At 60.4% G+C, this 2321-nt stretch carries 1 protein-coding gene; it reads right to left on the reverse strand.

The annotated features are described in order from the left end of the window. Nucleotides 1–2321, reverse strand: a 2321-nt coding sequence (locus tag J2I46_RS32470; RefSeq protein WP_207333280.1) for a SusC/RagA family TonB-linked outer membrane protein, incomplete at both ends; no start/stop codon positions are given.

A 2321-nucleotide genomic window follows, 5' to 3' on the forward strand; every position in this document is an offset into this window, starting at 1 on the left:
CGGGTGCTTTTCAGTTCCACTTCCACGCCCTGGTTCTTCATCGTTCCCGTGTTAATGAGCGCCGTTGTATACCCTGTTGAGCGAGATACCTGGATGGGTACCGTCTGGTTGGTCGTTTCTGTATTGTAGACCACCACCTCAGCGTTCACCCGGCTGAAGAGACCAAACTCAATACCCGCCTCGATGTTGGTGGTGAATTCAGGCTTCAGATTTGGTGAATTCAGCCGGTCGCTCAAGGCAAAGCCAGGCTGAGAACCGAAGGGGAAGAATGCGCCCACGCCCGTGCCGGGATTGAAGGTGTTCTGCAACTGATACGGGTCTACGTTCACGTTACCGGCCTTGGCGTAGCCACCCCGTACCTTCAGGTACGTTAAGGTGTTGTTGCCTTTCAGAGCAGGAATCGCTTCGGACAGAATAGCCGAAACGTTAGCCCCCGGGTAGAAGAACGAACGGTTGGCCGGCGCCAAGAGCGAGGTCCAGTCATTACGACCCGTGACGTTCAGGAACAAAAAGTCCTTGTAGCCCAGGGTCAAATCACCAAACACACCCACCAGACGGCTCTGCGAGGTGTATTCCGATCCTACCAACTGACCTAGCCGGTTAGCGATGTTGTACACGCCGGGCACCACCAGCTGGCCCGCCGACGAGGCGATCTGGCGGCCATACTGAATCCGGGTCTGCTGGCCAACGATCAGCTTGGTGGTGAAGTCGCCAAACTTGGGCGAGAGCGTCACCAGCAGGTCACCCGTGAAGCGGGAGCTGAACAGGCTCTGATCGGCCACGTTACCGTTGACCTGCTTGACCGAGGAGGCGATGTTGCCCGCGCTCCAGGGGTCAGACTTGGCGTAGTCGCTGAAGGAGACCGCCGCCAGGTTGCTCTTAAACTGGTTGACGTTGATCTGGCCCCCCAGCCGGTAGAGTACGTTGATCCAGGGTTTGACCTGGTAGGCCACGTCAGCAAAGCCCTGCACGGCGTAGATGTCCTGACGGGCGCGGGAGTTGTTGCCCGTCACCTGCCACCAGGGGTTGGGGTAGTAGGCGTTGTAGAAGCCGTTCACGTCGCCGTAGGGGCTGTTGATGTCCATGATGCGTGGATCGCGCAGGGGGGCGTGGGCGGGCTGGTTCAGCACGTTCCAGTAAACAGGGCGACCTTGTGAGAAATCGCCGTTTTCAACGTTTCGGTTGGTATAGGTGAAGTTAATCTTGCCGTTGGCCGAGAACTTACCGATAGTGCGGCCCCCGTTCATCAGGATGTTGGTCCGTGAGTACTTGTCGTTGGGCACCACCCCGCTCTGGTCGACCCGCTGGATGCCCAGACCGAAATACTCCGAGGCATCACCGATGCGATACGACAGATCATGCTGCACGGTAGCACCCGTGTTGAAGAAGGCCCGGCGGGGGTCGGTGCCCGTCGACGAGAAGGGTACCTTCAGCGTGTCGAGGCGAATCGAGCCGTCGGCGTTACGTACCTGCACCCCGTAGCCCAGGGGCTGGATCGAGCCGTCGTAACGGGGGCCGAACTGCTGGTTCTCGAAGGGCACATACAAGCGATAGCCGTTGGCATCCAGGAAGGGGTTGCCCTCGCCCCCGTTGGAGCTGAAGGTGCGCTGCAGGTCGGGCATGTAGGAGATGCTCTCGAACTGGGTGTTGTTGGTGTAGGAGACCTGGGCCTTGTTCTTGCCGCCCCCCCGCTTGGTGTTGACGATCAGCACCCCGTTAGAGGCGTCGGACCCGTAGAGGGCGGCCGCCGATGGCCCTTTGAGGATAGACGTGTTGTCGATGTCGTTGGGGTTGATCGAAGACAGAAACGAGATGTCGGTCAAGACACCGTCGACTACCAGCAGGGCCTGGTTGTTGCCCAGGAAGGAGCGGTTGCCCCGAATGGTGAGCCGTGGGTTGGAGCCCACCCCGTTGTTGGTCAGGTTGACCTGCAAACCGGCCACCTTGCCCGTCAGGCCCGAGGCGATGTTGACGGGTGCGGCCTGGACGATCTGTTCGTTGTTGACCCGGGTTACTGAGGTGCCGATCTCGCGGGCGTTACGCTGGATGCCGAAGGCGGTGACGACCACCTCGTTGAGGTTGGTGGCGTCGGGGGCCAGGGTGATGTTGAGGGTTGTCTGGGTGCCGGTGACCACTTCCTGGGAGACAAAGCCGATGAAGGAGAAGATGAGTCGTACGGTGCCCGAAGGGACGCTGACGCGGTAGTTGCCCTCGCCATCGGTGGTGACCCCACGGGTGGTTCCTTTGATGGCGATGTTGACGCCGGGCAGGGCCGAGCCGTCTTCACCCGAGGTGACGCGGCCGGTGATCACCCGGTCCTG

The sequence above is a fragment of the Fibrella forsythiae genome, assembly GCF_017353175.1.
GTDB classification, from domain to species: domain Bacteria; phylum Bacteroidota; class Bacteroidia; order Cytophagales; family Spirosomataceae; genus Fibrella; species Fibrella forsythiae.